We start from the raw sequence: 17,275 nt of genomic DNA, 5'->3' as shown, positions 1-17,275 counted from the left end.
AGTGGGCAAGATCATTTGCTGTGGCCTTGGACCCGGCGATCCCGACCTGATGAGCGTGCGTGCGGCGCGCGAGGTGCGCGGCGCCCGCCACGTGGCGTTCTTCCGCAAGAAGGGCCATCCCGGCCAGGCGCGGAGCATCGTCGAGGGAATGCTCTCGGAAGGCGCGATCGAATATCCCATGGAATATCCGGTCACCACCGAGGTCGCCTTCGACAGTCCCGAATACGCCCGCCTGCTTGACGCCTTCCATGATGATTGGGCCGCGCGGCTTGCAGAGCTGGCGCTCCGCGATGACGTCGTCGTGCTCTGCGAGGGCGATCCCTACTTCTATGGCTCCTTCATGCATCTGCATCTGCGCCTGCAGGGGCGCACGGAGGTCGAAGTGATCGCCGGCATCCCGGGCATGGTCGGATGCTGGAATGCAATCGGCCGGCCAATCGCGCTCGGCGATGATGTGGTGACGGTTCTGACCGGCACGCTCGGCGAAGACGAACTCGTTCGACGCATGCGCAACTCCGACGCGCTGGTCATCATGAAGACCGGCCGCAACCTCGGCAAAATCCGCCGCGCGCTTCAATCCGCCGGACGCCTCACTGATGCCTGGCTGATCGAACGCGGCACCATGCCGGGCGAACGGGTGGCGCGACTCGTCGATGTCGATGAGACCGACTGTCCCTACTTCGCGATCGTGCTGGTCTATGGCAAGGCTTGGCGCATGAAGGCGGCCGAATGAGCGGAACACTCACCATCGCCGGCCTTGGACCCGGCAGCGAGGCGCTGGTCACGCCGGAAGTATCGGCCGCGCTTAGCCGGGCGACGGACGTTCTCGGCTATGCGCCCTACGTCGCGCGCGTCACGCCCCGCGATGGCCTCACGCTGCACGCCTCCGACAATCGCGAGGAAATCAAACGTGCGACCGAGGCCCTGCGGCTGGCCGCGGAAGGACGGGACGTGGTCGTGGTTTCCTCTGGGGACCCTGGCGTGTTTGCGATGGCGTCCGCCGTGTTCGAGGCGCTGGAGGGAGCGCCGCAATGGCATGATCTTTCCATCCGCGTGCTGCCCGGCATTACCGCGATGCTGGGCGCTGCAGCGCGCATCGGTGCGCCGCTGGGCCATGATTTCTGCGCGATCAATCTTTCCGACAATCTGAAGCCCTGGGCCACGATCGAGAAGCGTCTGCGGCTTGCGGCGGAGGCCGATTTTGGCATCGCCATCTACAATCCCCGGTCAGTGAGCCGCCCCGACGGCTTTACCCGCGCGCTCGAAATCCTGCGGGAAGCCGGCTCCAGTGAACGCCTTGCGATCTTCGCGCGCGCCATCAGCACGCCTGACGAGAAGATCGAAGCGGTGAGCTTGCGCGACGCGCGCCCCGAGATGGCCGATATGAGGACGCTCGTGATTGTCTGCAACTCGGCGACACGCCGCGTCGGCCGCTGGATCTACGCGCCGAGGCAGGCCGGATGAGACAGCCATTGCATGACCTCGGCTGCGCTCTCGGCCCGCAATCGCTCCGGGAACTGCGGCGGCCTGATCATGACCACCGGCAGGCGCAACGCGCGCGCGGCATCGATCTTGGCGCGCGCACCCTCCCCGCCGGAGTTGCGCGCCACGACCCATTCGATCCGACGCGAACGCATCAGCTCGAGTTCGCCGGACAGCGTGAATGGCCCGCGCGAGACGATGAGATCGGCATCCGGCAGCGGCAGCGGACCTCCCGCAGCGTCGATGAAGCGGAGCGTGTAGGCATGCTGCGGCATGGCTGCGAACGGCGCAACATGCTGCCTGCCGATCGCGAGAAAGATATTGCTTCGCGTTTTGGGCAGCGCCGCTACGGCGGCCGCGATGTCATCCACATCGATCCAGCGATCGTCAGCCGTCTTGATCCACGGCTTGCGCTCGAGCGCGACCAGGGGCGTGGCCGTCGCTACGCAGGCCGTCAGGGCGTTTTGGCTGATTTCGGTTGCAAACGGATGGGTCGCGTCGACCACATGCGTGAATCTTTCCCGCCGAATAAAATCTGCAAGCCCGTCCGCACCGCCGAAGCCGCCAATGCGGGTCGGCAGCGGCTGATTGACCGGCACCTGTGTTCTGCCGGCATAGGAATAGGCGGCGTCAAGCCCCGCGGCCGCAACCTCGGCCGCCAGCCGATTGGCTTCGCTCGTTCCACCCAGGATGAGAACGCGCATGGATAATCCCTGGCTGACCATCATCGGTATCGGCGAAGATGGCCTTTCCGGCCTCTCGGAAGCAAGCCGAAAGGCGCTTGCCGATGCCGAAACGATTTTTGGCGGAGAACGGCATCTGGCGCTTGCGGATGCCGGCGCGCGCGGCCGGCCGTGGCCGGTGCCCTTCGATGCCGGCGCGGTACTCGATTGCCGTGGCCGCGCAACGGTCGTGCTCGCCTCCGGCGATCCGTTCTGGCATGGCGTCGGCAGCCGGCTGGCCGAACGGCTGGAGAACGGCGAGTGGATCGCCCACCCGGCGCCCTCGACGTTCTCGCTGGCGGCGTCAAGGTTGGGATGGCCGCTCGAAGCCACGATTTGCCTGGGTCTGCACACCGCGCCCTTCGAGCGCCTCTTGCTTCATCTGGCCGACGGCGAAAGGATCCTTTGCCTCGTGCGTGATGGTCGGGCCGCGATCGAACTGGCCGAATGGCTGACCGCGCGGGGTTGGGGTTCATCGAAGCTTTGGACGCTCAAGGCGCTGGGCGGCCCGCGCGAGTCCATCATCCAATATTGCGCCGACGCTTACGCGGGCGATCCGGCCGCGGCGCTCGTTGCCGTGGCATTGGAAGTCAGAGGCGCAGGCGGCCTGCCGCGGAGCGCCGGTCTTGCGGACGATCTCTTCGTGCATGATGGCCAGATCACCAAGCGGCCGATGCGCGCGCTCGCGCTCTCGGTGCTCGCGCCACGGCAAGGCGAGCGCTTATGGGATATCGGCGCCGGCGCGGGCTCGATCTCGATCGAGTGGGCCCTGCACGGTGGAACGGCCATCGCCGTCGAAGCGAGAGAAGATCGCGCGGCGAACATCCGCAAGAACGCCGACGCGTTCGGCGTGAGCCATCGGATCACCGTGATCGAGGGGACTGCGCCCGCGGCGCTATCCAGCCTGCCGCCGCCGCAGGCAGTCTTCGTCGGCGGCGGTCTTGATTCCGCGCTGTTCGATCGCGTTTGGGGGCTTCTTCCCGAAAGCGCGCGGCTGGCAGCCCATGCTGTCACGATCGAGACCGAAGCGCTCGTCTCAGAGCTGCACCGGCGTTGCGGCGGCGAATTGATGCGGATCGAGATTGCCCATGCAGGTTCCCTCGGCCGTTACCGCGCCTTTGAGCCGGCGCGGCCGGTCGTGCAATGGTGCGTCACCAAAGGATCGGGAGGCGGCCAATGACCGTCCACTTCATTGGCGCAGGGCCCGGTGCTGCCGACCTCCTCACCTTGCGCGGGCGCGATCTCATCGCCGCCTGTCCGGTCTGCCTCTATGCCGGTTCGCTGGTGCCGGAAGGCGTGCTGGCGCATTGCCCGCAAGCCGCGCGCATCGTCAACACAGCGCCGCTGTCGCTGGACGACATCATGGCCGAGATCACCTCTGCGCATGCCCAAGGCAAGGACGTCGCGCGGCTGCATTCCGGCGATCTCGCGATCTGGTCGGCGATGGGCGAGCAGATGCGCCGGCTGCGCGCACTTGATATTCCCTATACAATCACGCCCGGCGTGCCCTCGTTTTCCGCGGGTGCCGCAGCGCTCGGCGCGGAACTGACGCTGCCGGGGCTTGCGCAGTCGGTCGTGCTGACGCGAATGGCCGGCCGGGCAAGCGCGATGCCGGAAGGTGAGCGCCTTGCTTCATTCGCCGCGACCGGCGCGGTGCTGGCGATTCACCTGTCGGTGCACATGCTCGACCAGCTGATTGCCGTGCTTGCTCCGCATTACGGGGACGACTGCCCGGTGGCGATCGTGTGGCGCGCAAGCTGGCCTGATCAGCGCATCATCCGCGCTACCCTCGGCACGCTCGATGCAGCCGTTGGGCCTGAGCTTGAACGCACCGCCATTGTTTTTGTCGGCCGGACGCTGGCTTCGGAAGAATTCGCTGAAAGCCGCCTTTACGCCGCCGACTATGACCGCCGTTACCGTCCGACCGGCCCCGCGCCCCGCTTTCCGGAAAAATCGTGATGCCGCGCGGTCTCATCATCTCGGCACCCGCTTCCGGCGTCGGCAAGACGACGCTGACGCTGGCGCTGGCGCGCGCGTTTCGCGACCGCGCCCTCGCCGTGCAATGCTTCAAGAGCGGCCCCGACTATATCGATCCCGCCTTTCACGCCGCGGCAACGGGACGCGTTTCCGTCAATCTCGACAGTTGGGCGATGACGCGCCAGACGATCGAAGCGCTGGTCGGGCGCGGCGCTGACGCTGATCTTGTCCTCGCCGAAGGCTCGATGGGGTTGTTCGACGGCGTCGCGATGCCAGGTGTTTCCGGCAGCGGCGCCACGGCCGACATCGCGGCGATGATGGGCTGGCCGGTTCTGCTGGTGATTGATCCGTCAGGGCAGGCGCAGACCGCCGCAGCGGTTGCCGCAGGCTTGCGCGATTTTCGCAGCAATGTGCGGCTTGCCGGCGTCGTTCTCAACCGCGTGGCGAGCCCCCGGCATGAAAGTCTTGTGCGCGGTGCCCTGGCCGACGCCGGTATTCCGGTTCTCGGCGCGCTGCCCCGCCACGCCGAAATCGAACTGCCGAAGCGGCACCTGGGCCTGGTGCAGGCCGAGGAGCGTAGAGATATCGACCATCTGATCGGCGAAGCGGCGCGCTTCATTGTCCGGCATGTCGATCTTGACGCAGTTCTGCAATCGGCCGCTGATTGGTCGCCGAAACCGGCCTTGTCGGCCGCCAACTTCACGCCACCCGGCCAGCGCATCGCGCTGGCACGGGACGTCGCATTTTCCTTCATCTACCCGCATATGCTGGAAGGCTGGCGCGCCGCCGGGGCCGAAATTCTGGCGTTCTCGCCGCTCGCCGATGAAGGCCCCGACGCCAGCGCTGACGTGTGCTGGCTTCCCGGCGGTTACCCCGAATTGCACGGTGGACGTCTCGCAGCGAACCAGAGGTTTCAGAGTGCGCTCGCTTGCTTCGCGGCGACGCGCCCGGTCCATGGCGAGTGCGGCGGCTACATGGTGCTGGGGACCGCGTTGACCGATGCCGAAGGCGTGCACCACGCAATGACGGGATTGCTTGGCCTGGAAACGAGTTTCGCCAGGCGGCGCATGCATCTCGGCTACCGCCTTGCTGAGCTGGCAAGCCCGATTCCTGGCTACCGCACCGGCGCGCGGCTACGCGGCCATGAATTTCATTACTCCACGATTGTCGCACAGCCGGATACACCGCTTGCGACCGTCCACGACGCCACCGGCGCAGTTGTCGAGGAGACCGGCTCGCGCCGCGGCAACGTCACCGGCACGTTTTTCCATCTCATCGCGGAGGATAAATGAGGTCATCCGCCTTACCTCCAAGCGGCGTTGCACTTTCACTGATCGGAATCGGCAGCGGCGATCCAGGGCATCTCACACGAGACGCGATCCGCGCCATCAATGCCGCCGATCTCATCCTCATTCCGCGGAAGGGCGACGAGAAGTCCGAACTTGCCGATTTGCGCCGGAGCATTTGCAACGACGTCCTCACCGGCGATAACACCCGCATCGTCGAATTCGATTTGCCGGTGCGAAACGCGGCGGAGAGCGACTACCGCAAGGCCGTCGATGATTGGCACGACGCCGTCGCCGCGGCATGGTCGCAGGAAATCAGAGGTCATCTCGGGGACCAGGGGCGGGTGTCCCTGCTGATCTGGGGCGATCCGTCGCTCTATGATTCGTCCTTGAGGATCGCGCGGCGGCTCGATCCCCTGCCCGAGATCGAGGTGGTGCCCGGCGTCACCTCGATCCAGGCGCTTTGCGCCGCGCATGCGCTTCCTTTGAATGAAATCGGCGAGCCGTTTCTGGTCACGACCGGACGGCGCTTGCGCGAGGACGGCTGGCCGGTCGGCACCAACACCGTCGTGGTGATGCTCGACGGCGGCACCGCGTTTCAATCGCTCGATCCGGCCGGCCTGCACATCTGGTGGGGCGCCTATCTCGGGATGCCGGCTGAGATACTGATATCGGGACTGCTCGCCGAAGCTGGGCCGCGCATCGCAGCCGCGCGAAGCGAGGCGCGCGCGCAGCATGGCTGGATCATGGACAGTTACGTTCTCAAGCGCAGCGCATGAACTTTACAATTGACGACAGCAAAAGAGGCAGGACGCATGTTCCCTGAATGGGTCTATCGACAATGTCCGGAAATCTCGGCAGACCATCGCGAGGCTGCGCTCGCGCGCCAGGCGCAGTTGACCAAGCCTGCCGGCTCGCTCGGCCGTCTCGAGCAACTCGCCTGCGAACTCGCCGGCCTGCAGAAGACCGCGAAGCCGCGCGCAGCAACGGTGCCGATCATCGTCTTTGCCGGCGATCATGGTGTCGTCGCGCAGGGCGTGTCGGCCTACCCGCAGGAAGTCACGATCGCCATGATGGCCAATTTCGCCGGCGGAGGTGCGGCGATCTCGGTGCTGGCGCGCGAATTGGGTTCAAGCCTGGAGGTGGTGGACGCAGGAACGCTCGCAGACCAGCCGGTTCCGGGCATCGTCACCGACAAGCCGCGCCGCTGTAGCCGCGACTTCAGCAGGGAGCCGGCACTGACGCCTGACGAAGCAGCCTTTGCGCTTGAGTGTGGCAGGCGCGCCGTCCTGCGCGCCGGCACGCCTGATCTGCTGATCTTTGGCGAGATGGGCATCGGCAATACGACATCATCGGCGGCGATTGCGTCCGCCCTTCTGAAAGCGAGCGCAGAGCAGACGACCGGCCGCGGGACCGGCATCGACACCGAAGCCCGTGCATTGAAGGTCCGCGTAATCGATCGGGCGCTCGCGCTTCACGGTCTGACAATGCCAGGCGCTTCCATTGAAAGCATTTTATGCGCGGTCGGCGGGCTGGAAATTTTGGCGATCTGCGGCGCTATCATCGCGGCGACCCAGCGCCGGATTCCGGTGCTGGTCGATGGCTTCATTGTCTCGGTTGCTGCACTGGCGGCTGTGCGCCTCAATCCTTCCTGTCGGCCCTTTTTGCTCGCCTCGCACCGCTCGGCCGAGCAAGGGCACCGGCTGGTGCTGGAGGCGCTCGGCGCCCAGCCGCTGATCGATCTCGACCTCCGGCTCGGCGAAGGATCAGGCGCTGCAATCGCGCTGCCGCTGCTGCGGCTCGCCTGCGCCCTCCACAACGGCATGGCAACCTTCGGCGAAGCCAATGTTCCGGATCGGACATAGCGACTACGAGCGGAAAGTCAGGTTTACGCCCGTCACGCGCCAGGTGCCCTTGAGGCGATCGATCCGCGTCAGCGACAGCGGATCGATCACAAAGCGCAGTGCGGCCTCAGGTTCAATGTCAAGCGCAATGGCGAGCGCAGCGCGAACCGTTCCCGAATGAACCACCAGGATGGCTGAGCCCGCGTCGACTTGCTCGAGACCGCGTCGAACCCTGATGATCTGATCGGCAAAGCTCTCGCCGCCCGGTGGTCTCGAACGGGCCGCGTCATGCCAGAAATCCGCGTAGAGTTTGCCGCTGGCGACTGCGAGATCGTCATGACGATGGCCGGTCCACTCGCCGAAATCCTGCTCGGCCAATTCTGCCATCGGTACGGGATCGAGCATCAAGGCTCTCGCCGTGTCGATCGTCCGGCGCGCCGGGCTTGCATAGACCTTCGCCTTCTCGGGCAGATGCGCGCGCAACAGGTCGAACGAGGCGCGGTCGCCAAGGCACGCCGGAGCATCCGGCCCCCAGATCAGTCCCGCCGGGCCGTCAACGGCGGCGTGCCGGATGAGCCAAAGACCGGTGCTCTCGTCCACTTCGAATACCCCGCGCCTCAATTTGAGCAAATGATCGCAACAGCCCTCGCACGCGTAACGAGCCTTGCGAGCAAGCGCAAGAAGGCCGGCCCCGGTGTCATTGCCCGGGCAACTCCCAAAGACCATTCTGCCGTTGCGCCCGGAACTCTCGCCGATCCGCGCCGTTGGACCCGAAAAGAAAGGGCCCATTCATGGCAGAATCATCCCGACAAAAGCGCATCACTGGCCGCGTCATGCACGAGTTCAAGCATGGCGAGTTGAAGAGCGGCCGAGCCGGGAAAGCCGGCAAGGTCAGAAGTCGCCGCCAGGCCATTGCGATCGCGCTGCAAGAGGCAGGCGACTCGAAGTATGACAGCAAGAGGCGCAACCGCCGCAACCTTCGCCGCACCGAGCGGAAGGAAGCGCGCGGGCAAACCGCCCAGCAGGAGCGCGAAGGCCGCTCACATGTCGGTGCCCGCCGCAAGCGCGAGAGCACAAAGGCGATGGGAGGCCGCAATGCACGAAAGCAGACCGCGCGAGGCCATCGTGCCGCACTGGCCCGTGCTCACCGCGCCGACGGCCACACGCGCCAGGAACTTTACGAAAAGGCCAAAAAGCGGCACGTGGAAGGACGGTCGAAAATGAGCAAGCGGCAGCTTGAAAACGCGCTCGGGCTCAGCTGAGGGTTCGCGGAAGAACGCATGAGTTCGTATGGGTCGTCCATCTCAACTCATGCTGCCCGGCATGAAGCAGCGGATGGTCTTTCCGACCGGACTTTCAATGGGCCACACCACGGTGCGGCCAAACCGGTTGGGCTGGGTGATCACCGCATCATCCGGGACGTCGATCCATTCGCCGTCGAGACGAACGCGATAGTGGCCGTTCTTGGAATCCCAATCGGGGTCGGACACAGTAACGCCGTCGGCATCCGAGCAGCACGGACCCTTGCCGCTCTTCAGTGAGTCGAACCACGGCTTCAAGGGAGAGTTGGCAAAGCGTCCGTCATCGCGCGCCATCACCGCCCCCGTCGCGACCAACAGGATTGCAGCGGCGGCAAGACGCGCAAGGAAAGTTCTCATTCGCGGCCAACGCCGCGACCCTCAAGACGTTCCTACTCCAGCAATCACGTCGACGTGCTGACGGAGCGACGGTCGAAACCGATTTCCGCTTAGGAACGCGCAACGCCTGCGACGATTGCTCCCAGGTCGCGCCGATCCGATCGAGTTGGCCCCTCGTGATGCAGTGATTCAGACCGGCGCTAGACTGCCCTTCGGAGCTTGCATCATGGACGCCCGCTTGCCCCCTTACGAGATTCAGGAACAACGCCAAGAAAACCTCGGTGACCGCGGTTTCTTCGTTGCTCCGCTCGATGAGCTCGTCACCTGGGCGCGCTCGGGATCGTTGATGTGGATGACGTTCGGCCTCGCGTGCTGTGCGATTGAGCAGATGCAGGTGTCAATGCCGAGATATGACGTGGAACGGTTCGGCGCCGCGCCGAGGGCTTCGCCGCGGCAATCGGATGTCATGATCGTATCGGGCACCCTCTGCAACAAGATGGCACCGGCATTGCGCAAGGTCTACGACCAGATGCCAGAACCGCGTTACGTTATCTCGATGGGCTCCTGCGCCAACGGCGGCGGCTATTATCATTATTCGTATTCGGTCGTTCGCGGCTGCGACCGCATCGTTCCCGTCGACGTTTACGTACCCGGCTGTCCGCCAACGGCGGAAGCCCTGCTTTACGGCATTCTTCTCCTTCAAAAGAAGATCAGGCGCAGCGGCTCGATAGAGCGGTGACTGGTCCGGCTCGCATCTGAACCGGGCCGCTTAAATTTGTTTCGGCGTAGTGAGTTCGGCGAGACGCCCGGCGAGTTAAGCCCGCGAGAATGAAAGCGGCAGCCGCGCCGGATCGAAGCTCTTGTTGGCCGTCAGGCAACCGGCACGCCGTAATAATCATCGACCGCACGGCCGGTCGCGGAATCAGCCCAGTCCCAATCCTTTTCGTTGCTGAACTTTGGCCCGCCGCGAAGCTGCTCTTCGGTCACGCCGGTCACATAGCCGCCAAGCCGCGTGTCATATTTGAGGGATTGCCACGGCAGCGGATAATGATCGTTTCCAAGCCCCAGGAATCCGCCGAAACCAAGGACCGCGTACGACACCTTTCCGCTCAATTTGTCGATCATCACCCTTTCGATCGAGCCGATCTTGTTGTCGTCGGCGCCATAGACAGCGGTTCCCTCAACCTTGTCGCTGCCAATGAGATTGCCGTATTCGCGTTCATCCGTCGTGGTTACCATTCCATCTCTCCAACAGTTCGGCTGAACTATGCCTCGTGGCATTCCAACATTCGCCCCTTCGCAGGACATTTCTGCGAGTATAAAAATCAAGAGATCACCAGCAGACACCTCGTTTCGAGGAAGTCTGGCCTCGCTGATCTGAAGTCCCTGCACGTGCGGCGAATTCGATCGGAGGCTTCAGATCGCCGGTACTAGCCCGACGGCGCGTCACCATTGTCGTTAGGGGTCATTCCGGAACCGGGCGTCTTCTCAGCGTCGTTAAGTTCGGGATCGCGTGTCGCTTCGTGCGTCGCCGACTTCTGCGGATCCGAATGATGTGCGGTTTGTGCGCGCTTCTTGTCGACGGGTTGCTCCTGCCCCTGACGATCCTTGGCGATGCCGTGACCGGAGTGTTCTGTCATTTTGGCGCTCCTGGCTGGCATGCGTATGCCGCTTTGCTTCGAAGACCTGCCCCCCGACGCTTCAGACGCCGGAGGGCGGTCCGGAAATACTTTCGTGCCCCGGGGAGAAAAAGCACGAAAGCGCTGAGGCTACGCGCCACGGCGCAAACCGTTCCAAAGCCCGCGCCCAGTAAGTTAGCGACGATGACCTGGAACGCCCATACCCTGAGTTCCTCATCGTGGAGCGGGACGCCAGCGATGTCGATCGAGGAATCGTTTGATTCGCCCGCGCTTGCCAACATGAACATCGCGCTGGATCGTGTTTGCGCGAGAGCTGCAGGCGGCCAGGAACATTCGGTCCGCAAGCGCGTCGCCAAACAGATCATCAAATGCGCGCGTAGCGGCAGGACTGCCCTCGTTGGCCTGACGGCAGCCGGGCGCCGCGCGCTCATCGAGATCGTTCCGAACCCGAATAGCCTGCAACGCGAGACCTAGCCGCCTTGTGGAAGGCACGCCGCTTTTTCGGTCGCAACAACGCCGTGCCCGCATGGCGCGGCCACACCTTCCGGTCAGCTGATCGCTTCGTCGACTTTAGCGCTTGCGACGGATCGGATCGTCTTTGGCTCTTCCGCGGAATATCCGGGACTGTTCCAGGCAGGCTGCCATGCGGCCCGGCACATTCATAGCGGACCGTTGTCTGGACGACGTCAATCATCCATGGATGCGCGCGCGTCTTGCAGTTTCGGCCCGTCGCGCTTTCCTGGACCGACCTTCGCGTCCCGGGTCATGCGGCAGTAAGTCTGACGCATTTTTGCAAAAATCAACGTGCCTGGCTCCGCAACAACTCCGGTCCGGACGCAACGCAGCGAATGGCGGCAACGAAGCTAATTCTGGCGGTTCACCGAGCGCATCAGCGCCACATCGATGGAGGCGGGCGTAGCGCTGCCTTGCCCGCCTCCTTCAACTCATCGACCGACAGGCGACCCCACTTGGTCGCGGCAAGAAGTTTCGATGCAACGCCGGTCCTGGTCGCCGTATCCTCAAGAGCGACTTCCGCGCAGAGCTCGTCGAGAACCGCGCGAAGTACCGCAGCTGTTTCCGCATCCGGCATGGTGGAATCTCCCCGAGAGAGCAACGAAGCATAAGCGGCAATTCGGTGCAGCCGCCCTCACCTATGTTAACGACCGGGAAAATTTCGGAATCTTCGCGTACTTGTCGAATCGAACGCAAGTGGTCCGATTCCACCATTCGCACCCTTCTCAGCAGGCAACATTTGCGAATGTTGGAATTAAAAGGGCGGCCAAAAAATCTGCTAGGGATTTTAGATCTAACATTCGTTGCAAACTGCCACCAGGTGGGTAGCGAATGGCAAATCTACTCCCTAGGCAATACTCGTCGTCCTATAGCGCCGCCATCCGTCGCTTCGCAATCGGCAGGCATCGCATGTCCCGCAACCAAAGCCCCATTCGTGGCGCCGGCTCCGGTTGCCCTCGTAGCAGGTGTGTGTCTTTTCGATAATCAGATCGACCAGCGCGCGTCCGCCGAGTTTATGCGCCAGCTCCCAGGTCGCCGCCTTGTCGATCCACATCAGCGGCGTCTCGATTGCAAGACGAGCTTCCATCCCGAGATTGAGTGCGACTTGAAGAGCCTTCATCGTGTCGTCGCGACAATCGGGATAGCCCGAATAGTCCGTCTCGCAAACCCCCGTGACGAGGCGCTTGATTTTGCGTTGGTGGGCGACGATGGCTGCAAAGGTCAGGAACAGCAGATTTCTTCCGGGGACGAATGTCGCCGGAAGCCCATCTGCGCGCGTGCCGAACGGCAGATCTGCGGTAAGCGCGCTGACGCTGACCTCCGCGAGAATACCGAGATCAATCAGATGATCGCGTCCGAGCTTTTGCCTCCAGGCCGGCTCGACCGCCGCAAGGCCTGCGCGCACGGGTTCCCGGCATTCCATCTCAACCTGATGGCGTTGACCATAGGTGAAGCCGATCGTTTCCACGTGGTCGTAGCGCGACAGTGCCCATGCAAGACACGTTGTCGAATCCTGCCCCCCGGAGAAAAGAACAAGCGCATTTTCGGCCATAAGGTCTCCTGGTGCCCACTTTCCGAAGTTCGTGTACACCTCAGCACCCACTTTCACGAACTTCGGAATGTCATGGGCACCAGCTAATTTACTGTTTCTAGTACCGCCGATCTGAAGTCCCTGATCGAATTCGCCGCTTGTGGTGCAGGGACTTCAGATCGGCGGTACTAGCATGGTTCATTGGCACCTGGTGCCCATTTTCGACATTCACTGTCCCTCGCGGCGCCCAGCTTCGCGAACTCCGGAGGGTCATTGGCACCAGCAAACTGATCGATTGTAGTACCGCTTTGTCGATCGGAAGTCCCTTCGCCGCTTAGGTGACGTCAGATCGGCGGGACCCGAATGTCCCACCCCAGCCGGCAATGCTGCCGAGGCGCTTCATGGCTCGTTTCCGCGGACTGATTTCTGCCAGCAGGCGATCTGCCTTTCAAGCTGCGTGAGGGCGCAGCATATATCCCAGTCCGCGCACATTCGCGATCCGACTGGGCAAGCCGTGCTCGTCGATCTTCTTTCGAAGATTGCTGATGTGGGTGTCGACGACGTTGGTTTCGACCTCGAAGTCGTACTGCCACACATCCTTGAGCAGCATCGCGCGCGTGATGAGCTGGCCGGGCCTGCGCGCGAAATATTCCAGAAGCTTGAACTCGCGCGGCAGCAAATTGAGTTTTGCGCTGGCTTTGAATGCCGTCCCTTCGAGGAGATCGATTTCCAGATCGCCGACGATCAGCCTGGTCGTGCTAATGTCGCCGAGCCGGCGCAGCATGGCTTCCACCCTGGCCACCAGCTCAACCATGTAGAAGGGTTTCGGGAGGTAGTCGTCCGCCCCTGCCCGCAAGCCTTCGGCGACATCATCGGCGGACGAGCAGGCCGATATGATCAGAACCGGAATTTTGGCGCCCTGCTTACGAATGATTTGCACCGTGTGCAGGCTGTCGATGCCGTGATGGATCCGGTCGAGAATCAGCATGGCAGCGTCGCTCATTGCCGCCGCGTCGGCGGCGTCGGCGATTGACAGCCTGCGCACGAGATAGCCGTCTCCCTCGAGTTCGGCCTTTATCTCGTTGGCCAGATCCTCTTCGTCCTCGACGAGCAAGATGGTCGGGACGCTGACCGAAGGCCCCTTCGTCAACGACCTTCTCCCTCCGCTTGGCTCCTGCAACGATGAGGTCTGGCTCGCCGAACTAAAACTTAAGAATTCTTTAGGGTGTTGACTGCCTCTTCGGAAACTGTGGCCTGAAGAGACTCCAGGCCGTGCCGGCGCCGTGGTGCGGTCGAAATCGTCGGAGAGATGAGGCAACGGACCGCATGCGGCGGACGGGCAATAATGGGTTAGCTCGCGGAGACAGCCGTTTCCGGCCGATCCCGCAGAAGCGCGACGAACCCGCCCCTCAGGACGGCGCCCTCACCGTAAGTTCGTAGGTTGATCCGTCGGGCGTGAAGCCACCGAGCCAGCGATAGCCGCGCTTTTCAAGGTGAGGGAACAGGAAAACAGGCTCGCGCCGCAGCAGCGCCGACAGCGTTTGGCCCGGCGCAAGTTGCTCGGCGGCACCAAGGATCCGGACCATCGGTTCCGGCGGATCGAGATCGCGGTTGTCGAGACGGACGGCAGGCTCTGGCCAGTCATCGGTCGGCTGCGAGTTCGGCGAAGCCATCGCCGGCGCGGGCTCCGCAGGAGAGAACAGCACCTCCCATTCACCACCGCCGATCTCGCTGGCGGAATGCGCGAAGCCTTTGTCAGCCATGACAGCGAACAACGGGAACGGCTTGAAGGTCGCATAGAGGCGAAGGCCCTGTCCCGGCTCGAGCCGCTCGAGCGCGGCCATGATCACGGAGAACGGTTCGCCTCCGGCGCGAAGGATCGGTCGGACGTCGACGTCGATGTACTGGGTCATCGATTGCTTCCTTTCGTTGGTCAGTTGCGCGAATAAAGAAGACGCGGCGCCTGCGTCCCGTCAGGCAGCCGCAGCGGCGCGGCGACATCGGCGAGCTGTCGCGTCCGGATCAGCTCTTGAACGATACCGACCGTGGCGATCAGCATGACAACATTGATTCCGCGAAACACCAGCGCCTGGTTGACGAGAAGTGCCGCCGTGCTGCCCCAGACGCAGGCGAAATAAACCGCAAACCACTTCGATGCCCGCCGTTCGGCAACAAGATCCTGAACGCGGGGTGTCGGCACTCGGCCCATCGCGGGCCCATAGGTCTCAAGCCAGGTAAGGAACGCGACGATCTTGTAGAGCTTGGCCAGAACCAGCCCGGACAGCCATCCGAATGCGACCAGGAATGCGAAGGCTCCCACATGAGCAGCGAAGGAGCCGGTGGTTGCAAGCGCGCCCCCCAGCAGGGCCGCTGCCACAAGGCTCGCGATGCCGTAGGCCGCCATCCTGGTGTTGAGCTCCAGGCGCCGACGTCTGCGATTGCGATAGAGCCGCACGACGTCACGTCCATAGAGCGCAAGCGCAGCGAGGCTGAGCGCCGCGGCGGCGCCGAGCACGATTGGCAGACCTGTTTCCGCCGCGACGGTCAATAGGCCGCCTGCCACGGCGACGCCGATTGCGGCCGCGCCCAAACCAAGTGTCAACCGGCTGCTGCGGCCGTCGACCTCGGGCGCCAGCATGAACATCGAGAGCAGCCGGTAGCTCACCCCCATCGCCGTCAGCGTCAGCCAGCCGCCCAGCCCGGCGGTGGCATGTAGCGGCACTGCCGATGCGAGCACCGCGTCGAGCGCTTTGCCGCCGTGACCCGATAACGACCAGGCAAAGACGCTTCCAAGCGTGACGGTTGCGGCGAGAAAAATCAGGCCTGCGAACACGAAGTGTGCCGGTCCGACCGGGGGGCGCGCGCGCCAGATTGTCAGGCCGAGATCGAGGACCACAAGCGCGAAGCCAGCTGCCAGCAGGGCGGCTCCGACCGGCAGCAACCACAGCCCGACGGGAAGACGGCCGCCCAACGACAGAAAGCCCGCGAGTAGCGTGGCAAGACCGGCGGTGAGCAAGGCCAACGCCGGCATCTCCCATCGCTCGTCGAACAGCGGCTCGCCCACGAGCACCGGAACGAACTGGAACAGAGCGCCGCACATCGCCATGCTGAGCCAGCCGATACAGACGATGTGAACCAGGACCAGCGTATCGGGAGAGGCAAGATCAGCGGCAGGAAAGCCGAACCCGAACGACATCAGCGCTTCGGCCGCGATCAGCCAAGCGACCGCGATCGCGAAGTAGCTCATCGTCCATCGTGATAATCTCGTCCCCGTCATCATCGCCTCAGAATTTGCGGGCACGGCCCAGAAGCGGCGCGTAAACCAGCGCGAAGCCGAGAAGGGCAAAAACCCATGCGGCGCCCGCAAGCTCCAGCAGTGGAATCGAATGAGCAGGCTCGAGCGCGGCAAAAATACGCGCCAGGGCGGACACGACGATCGAAGCATAGATCGCTTGCGTAGCGAACGAGGCCGACAGGGCCTGTCCGGTATGACCGAGCGAGGCGCGCGTCATCACAGCGAGCGTCATCGAGCCGATCGCGCCGGCGGTCCAGGCGTGAATTCCCGCGCTCGGAGCGACGAGATCAAGCGCCGAGAGCGCTGACAGAAAGAAGCCAGCGGGTACGAACGCATAAGCGACGTGCAGGATCAGGACGAGACGGTCGGCGAGGGTTCGCTCACCCGCCCAGCGGGCGAGACGGACTACATGTAGCAGTCCTGCGAGACCGAGCGCGACCGCCGTGAGGCGGCCCGAGGGAGCCGCGACCCACGCGATGAGGGCGGCGGTTCCGGCCACCATGGTGACCGCATCGAACTTGCCGAAGGGAACAGGCAGCCGCCCCGATCCACGGCGTGCAAGCCAGTTGCGCGTAAAACTCGGCACGATACGTCCGCCGATGACACAGACCAGCGTCACCACCAGCGCGATGCCGGCGCGACTGGAAAATTTCGCAAGCCCGTTGAAATGGGCTTCGAGGTGAAACGCGATATTCGTCACGGCCAGCAGCGTGACGATGGTAACAACTTTGAGATTGTTCCATTTCCGCCCTGCAATAATCTCGCGGGCGATGGCTAAAGCGAGCAGAAGCAGGAACATGGCGTCGACGCCGAGTGCCGCCTGCCATCCGATCAGTCCGGAGAATGCAACGGCTAGGCGACCAGCAAGCCAGGCTCCGAACAGGATCATCAGCGGAACGCCCTGTATAGGCAGCCGGCCGGTCCAGTTCGGCACCGCCGTCAGGAGAAAGCCCGCGATCACAGCAGGAACATAACCGAACAGCATTTCGTGCACATGCCAGTCCCGCGGTGCGAAGGAAGCCGGCAGGGACGCATCGCCGTAGAAGACTGCGAGCCAAAGCGGAATCATCGCGCCTGCATAAATGGCGCCGAACAGGAAGAACGGGCGGAAGCCGTACGAGAACAGCGCCGGGCCGCGGTAAGATCTCAATTTCTGCATCGTCGCCATTGGCGTCTCGCGATCATTTAACGCTAACATACGCCTTCGCTGTGCAAGCCTCTTTGTCGCGGCTCAAATTACAGCCTCTTCTCTTGGCGCCAGTATTTGGTGTGTGATCCCCGATCGGCCCGGCCGCGATGAAAATATGTGTTCGCCATTGAGGGAGGACACATGCGGACTTTTGATTGC

The 17,275-nt window shown here is 63.5% G+C and carries 21 protein-coding genes; 10 read left to right on the top strand and 11 right to left on the bottom strand.

Annotated features, from left to right (window positions below):
* Position 1: 1 nt before the first annotated feature.
* Both NEZ08_RS01940 and cobJ read left to right on the top strand, forming a co-directional pair.
* On the top strand, positions 2-733 hold the full coding sequence (locus NEZ08_RS01940; RefSeq protein ID WP_298102669.1) for a precorrin-2 C(20)-methyltransferase: 732 nt from the start codon (positions 2-4) through the stop codon (positions 731-733).
* Positions 730-1,464 (top strand): precorrin-3B C(17)-methyltransferase, encoded by a 735-nt coding sequence (gene cobJ, locus NEZ08_RS01935; protein WP_298102667.1) that lies wholly within the window; start codon positions 730-732, stop codon positions 1,462-1,464. Before NEZ08_RS01940 ends, cobJ begins: the two co-directional genes overlap by 4 nt.
* Here cobJ and NEZ08_RS01930 read toward each other — a convergent pair.
* Positions 1,440-2,186: a cobalt-precorrin-6A reductase gene (locus tag NEZ08_RS01930; RefSeq protein ID WP_298102664.1), complete on the bottom strand. Its 747-nt coding sequence runs from the start codon at positions 2,184-2,186 to the stop codon at positions 1,440-1,442. The two genes, cobJ and NEZ08_RS01930, sit on opposite strands and share 25 nt — an antisense overlap.
* Here NEZ08_RS01930 and cbiE point away from each other — a divergent pair.
* Genes cbiE through cobT form a run of 5 tightly spaced genes read left to right on the top strand, consistent with a single transcriptional unit; the run spans position 2,185 to position 7,332 of the window.
* Complete coding sequence (gene cbiE / locus NEZ08_RS01925; RefSeq protein WP_298102662.1) at positions 2,185-3,384, top strand: precorrin-6y C5,15-methyltransferase (decarboxylating) subunit CbiE; 1,200 nt, start codon at positions 2,185-2,187, stop codon at positions 3,382-3,384. The genes NEZ08_RS01930 and cbiE overlap by 2 nt on opposite strands.
* Complete coding sequence (gene cobM, locus NEZ08_RS01920; protein WP_298102659.1) at positions 3,381-4,163, top strand: precorrin-4 C(11)-methyltransferase; 783 nt, start codon at positions 3,381-3,383, stop codon at positions 4,161-4,163. The genes cbiE and cobM overlap by 4 nt, the downstream gene beginning before the upstream one ends.
* The gene (locus tag NEZ08_RS01915; protein ID WP_298102656.1) at positions 4,163-5,473 is read left to right on the top strand and encodes a cobyrinate a,c-diamide synthase; all 1,311 of its coding nucleotides are present in this window, start codon (positions 4,163-4,165) and stop codon (positions 5,471-5,473) included. Before cobM ends, NEZ08_RS01915 begins: the two co-directional genes overlap by 1 nt.
* Positions 5,470-6,246, top strand: a complete 777-nt coding sequence (cobF, locus tag NEZ08_RS01910; protein ID WP_298102653.1) for a precorrin-6A synthase (deacetylating) — start codon at positions 5,470-5,472, stop codon at positions 6,244-6,246. The genes NEZ08_RS01915 and cobF overlap by 4 nt, the downstream gene beginning before the upstream one ends.
* Positions 6,247-6,282: 36 nt before the next feature.
* Entirely contained in the window at positions 6,283-7,332 is a 1,050-nt protein-coding gene (cobT, locus tag NEZ08_RS01905; protein ID WP_298102651.1) for a nicotinate-nucleotide--dimethylbenzimidazole phosphoribosyltransferase, read from the top strand.
* Between the two features lie 3 nt (positions 7,333-7,335).
* Here the strand turns inward: cobT and NEZ08_RS01900 are convergent, their stop codons facing one another.
* Complete coding sequence (locus tag NEZ08_RS01900) at positions 7,336-7,911, bottom strand: histidine phosphatase family protein (RefSeq protein ID WP_298102648.1); 576 nt, start codon at positions 7,909-7,911, stop codon at positions 7,336-7,338.
* Positions 7,912-8,102: 191 nt separating this feature from the next.
* Between NEZ08_RS01900 and NEZ08_RS01895 the strand changes: the two genes are divergently transcribed.
* Positions 8,103-8,573: a DUF6496 domain-containing protein gene (locus tag NEZ08_RS01895; RefSeq protein WP_298102645.1), complete on the top strand. Its 471-nt coding sequence runs from the start codon at positions 8,103-8,105 to the stop codon at positions 8,571-8,573.
* 42 nt (positions 8,574-8,615) lie between these two features.
* On the opposite strand, the gene NEZ08_RS01890 is transcribed toward NEZ08_RS01895, so the two are convergent.
* Positions 8,616-8,906 (bottom strand): hypothetical protein, encoded by a 291-nt coding sequence (locus tag NEZ08_RS01890; protein ID WP_367278357.1) that lies wholly within the window; start codon positions 8,904-8,906, stop codon positions 8,616-8,618.
* A 268-nt stretch (positions 8,907-9,174) separates the two neighbouring features.
* Between NEZ08_RS01890 and NEZ08_RS01885 the strand changes: the two genes are divergently transcribed.
* Positions 9,175-9,687 (top strand): NADH-quinone oxidoreductase subunit B family protein, encoded by a 513-nt coding sequence (locus tag NEZ08_RS01885; RefSeq protein WP_298102640.1) that lies wholly within the window; start codon positions 9,175-9,177, stop codon positions 9,685-9,687.
* Positions 9,688-9,818: 131 nt separating this feature from the next.
* Here the strand turns inward: NEZ08_RS01885 and NEZ08_RS01880 are convergent, their stop codons facing one another.
* Both NEZ08_RS01880 and NEZ08_RS01875 read right to left on the bottom strand, forming a co-directional pair.
* Positions 9,819-10,187 carry a PRC-barrel domain-containing protein gene (locus tag NEZ08_RS01880; RefSeq protein ID WP_298102637.1) on the bottom strand — a complete coding sequence of 123 codons (369 nt, stop codon included), beginning with the start codon at positions 10,185-10,187 and terminating at the stop codon, positions 9,819-9,821.
* Between the two features lie 191 nt (positions 10,188-10,378).
* Positions 10,379-10,588 (bottom strand): hypothetical protein, encoded by a 210-nt coding sequence (locus NEZ08_RS01875; RefSeq protein ID WP_298102634.1) that lies wholly within the window; start codon positions 10,586-10,588, stop codon positions 10,379-10,381.
* A gap of 237 nt (positions 10,589-10,825) precedes the next feature.
* Between NEZ08_RS01875 and NEZ08_RS01870 the strand changes: the two genes are divergently transcribed.
* Complete coding sequence (locus NEZ08_RS01870; RefSeq protein ID WP_298102632.1) at positions 10,826-11,062, top strand: hypothetical protein; 237 nt, start codon at positions 10,826-10,828, stop codon at positions 11,060-11,062.
* Positions 11,063-11,477: 415 nt separating this feature from the next.
* Here the strand turns inward: NEZ08_RS01870 and NEZ08_RS01865 are convergent, their stop codons facing one another.
* The 6 genes from NEZ08_RS01865 to NEZ08_RS01840 all read right to left on the bottom strand — a co-directional run bounded on the left by NEZ08_RS01865 (position 11,478) and on the right by NEZ08_RS01840 (position 17,095).
* Entirely contained in the window at positions 11,478-11,678 is a 201-nt protein-coding gene (locus NEZ08_RS01865; RefSeq protein ID WP_298102629.1) for a hypothetical protein, read from the bottom strand.
* Positions 11,679-11,948: 270 nt separating this feature from the next.
* The gene (gene queC / locus NEZ08_RS01860) at positions 11,949-12,653 is read right to left on the bottom strand and encodes a 7-cyano-7-deazaguanine synthase QueC (protein ID WP_298102626.1); all 705 of its coding nucleotides are present in this window, start codon (positions 12,651-12,653) and stop codon (positions 11,949-11,951) included.
* Positions 12,654-13,080: 427 nt separating this feature from the next.
* Complete coding sequence (locus tag NEZ08_RS01855) at positions 13,081-13,746, bottom strand: response regulator transcription factor (RefSeq protein WP_298102623.1); 666 nt, start codon at positions 13,744-13,746, stop codon at positions 13,081-13,083.
* A gap of 295 nt (positions 13,747-14,041) precedes the next feature.
* Positions 14,042-14,545: a DUF2249 domain-containing protein gene (locus NEZ08_RS01850; RefSeq protein WP_298102620.1), complete on the bottom strand. Its 504-nt coding sequence runs from the start codon at positions 14,543-14,545 to the stop codon at positions 14,042-14,044.
* 20 nt (positions 14,546-14,565) lie between these two features.
* The gene (locus tag NEZ08_RS01845) at positions 14,566-15,879 is read right to left on the bottom strand and encodes a hypothetical protein (RefSeq protein WP_298102618.1); all 1,314 of its coding nucleotides are present in this window, start codon (positions 15,877-15,879) and stop codon (positions 14,566-14,568) included.
* A gap of 37 nt (positions 15,880-15,916) precedes the next feature.
* Complete coding sequence (locus tag NEZ08_RS01840; RefSeq protein WP_298102616.1) at positions 15,917-17,095, bottom strand: NnrS family protein; 1,179 nt, start codon at positions 17,093-17,095, stop codon at positions 15,917-15,919.
* Positions 17,096-17,275 lie beyond the last annotated feature (180 nt).

This window comes from Bradyrhizobium sp., assembly GCF_027451485.1.
In the GTDB taxonomy this organism is placed as follows: domain Bacteria; phylum Pseudomonadota; class Alphaproteobacteria; order Rhizobiales; family Xanthobacteraceae; genus Bradyrhizobium.
Note: the sequence above shows the minus strand (reverse complement) of the source record. Positions and strands in the feature narration are given on the sequence as shown.

Coding starts and splice junctions, on each gene's coding strand:
- NEZ08_RS01890 (WP_367278357.1), bottom strand. CDS start 8,906: ATGGCGCGCGATGACGGACGCTTTGCCAACTCTCCCTTGAAGCCGTGG.
- NEZ08_RS01845 (WP_298102618.1), bottom strand. CDS start 15,879: ATGAGCTACTTCGCGATCGCGGTCGCTTGGCTGATCGCGGCCGAAGCG.
- NEZ08_RS01930 (WP_298102664.1), bottom strand. CDS start 2,186: ATGCGCGTTCTCATCCTGGGTGGAACGAGCGAAGCCAATCGGCTGGCG.
- NEZ08_RS01915 (WP_298102656.1), top strand. CDS start 4,163: ATGCCGCGCGGTCTCATCATCTCGGCACCCGCTTCCGGCGTCGGCAAG.
- NEZ08_RS01870 (WP_298102632.1), top strand. CDS start 10,826: ATGTCGATCGAGGAATCGTTTGATTCGCCCGCGCTTGCCAACATGAAC.
- NEZ08_RS01865 (WP_298102629.1), bottom strand. CDS start 11,678: ATGCCGGATGCGGAAACAGCTGCGGTACTTCGCGCGGTTCTCGACGAG.
- NEZ08_RS01875 (WP_298102634.1), bottom strand. CDS start 10,588: ATGACAGAACACTCCGGTCACGGCATCGCCAAGGATCGTCAGGGGCAG.
- cobT (WP_298102651.1), top strand. CDS start 6,283: ATGTTCCCTGAATGGGTCTATCGACAATGTCCGGAAATCTCGGCAGAC.
- NEZ08_RS01840 (WP_298102616.1), bottom strand. CDS start 17,095: ATGGCGACGATGCAGAAATTGAGATCTTACCGCGGCCCGGCGCTGTTC.
- cobM (WP_298102659.1), top strand. CDS start 3,381: ATGACCGTCCACTTCATTGGCGCAGGGCCCGGTGCTGCCGACCTCCTC.
- NEZ08_RS01895 (WP_298102645.1), top strand. CDS start 8,103: ATGGCAGAATCATCCCGACAAAAGCGCATCACTGGCCGCGTCATGCAC.
- cobJ (WP_298102667.1), top strand. CDS start 730: ATGAGCGGAACACTCACCATCGCCGGCCTTGGACCCGGCAGCGAGGCG.
- cbiE (WP_298102662.1), top strand. CDS start 2,185: ATGGATAATCCCTGGCTGACCATCATCGGTATCGGCGAAGATGGCCTT.
- NEZ08_RS01880 (WP_298102637.1), bottom strand. CDS start 10,187: ATGGTAACCACGACGGATGAACGCGAATACGGCAATCTCATTGGCAGC.
- NEZ08_RS01850 (WP_298102620.1), bottom strand. CDS start 14,545: ATGACCCAGTACATCGACGTCGACGTCCGACCGATCCTTCGCGCCGGA.
- NEZ08_RS01885 (WP_298102640.1), top strand. CDS start 9,175: ATGGACGCCCGCTTGCCCCCTTACGAGATTCAGGAACAACGCCAAGAA.
- queC (WP_298102626.1), bottom strand. CDS start 12,653: ATGGCCGAAAATGCGCTTGTTCTTTTCTCCGGGGGGCAGGATTCGACA.
- cobF (WP_298102653.1), top strand. CDS start 5,470: ATGAGGTCATCCGCCTTACCTCCAAGCGGCGTTGCACTTTCACTGATC.